1 protein-coding gene is annotated in these 635 nt (G+C 49.3%); it reads right to left on the bottom strand.

Annotated elements, in window-relative coordinates; translation table 11 throughout:
• Positions 1-635, bottom strand: a 635-nt coding sequence (locus CSW98_RS17465) for a PTS transporter subunit EIIC (RefSeq protein ID WP_198517367.1), incomplete at both ends; no start/stop codon positions are given.

Genomic DNA, 635 nt, shown 5'->3' with positions numbered 1-635 from the left:
TTGCTGGTGTTAGCCACAACTTTTGCTTCAGATTCATCTTCACGACCAGGAGTTTTCAGATCCAGAGCCTTAATCAGAGCAGTGAATACGAAGAAGTACAGAGCCGCATAACACAGACCAACAACAGGTAGCATCCAACCGTTAGTCGACTGACCGAACAGCAGAGTAAAGTCGAACAGACCGTGGCTGAACGTTGTACCGTGTTTGATACCCAGCAGGATCATCACAACGAATGCAGAACCAGCCATCACAGCGTGAGCAATGTACAGAACAGGCGCAACGAACAGGAATGCGAATTCGATAGGCTCAGTAATACCAGTCAGGAATGAAGTCAGAGCCGCAGAACCCAGGATAGAAGCTACTTTTAGCTTGTTTTCAGGTTTAGCCGTTACGTACATTGCAAGACATGCAGCAGGCAGACCGAACATTTTGAACATGTAGCCGCCAGCCAGGTTACCCGCAGTCGGGTCACCAGCCAGGTAACGAGGGATTTCACCTGTTACCGCTTCACCAGCCGCAGTAGTGAATTGACCTACTTCATAGAAGAAAGGTGCGTTCCAGATGTGGTGCAGACCGAATGGGATCAGAGAACGTTCAACGATACCGTAGATACCGAACGCCACTTCAGGAGACTG

This window comes from Vibrio sp. HA2012 (assembly GCF_002812955.1).
Taxonomy (GTDB): Bacteria; Pseudomonadota; Gammaproteobacteria; order Enterobacterales; family Vibrionaceae; genus Vibrio.
The sequence above is the reverse complement of the archived record's forward strand: the minus strand, read 5'-3'. Positions and strand labels throughout refer to the sequence as shown.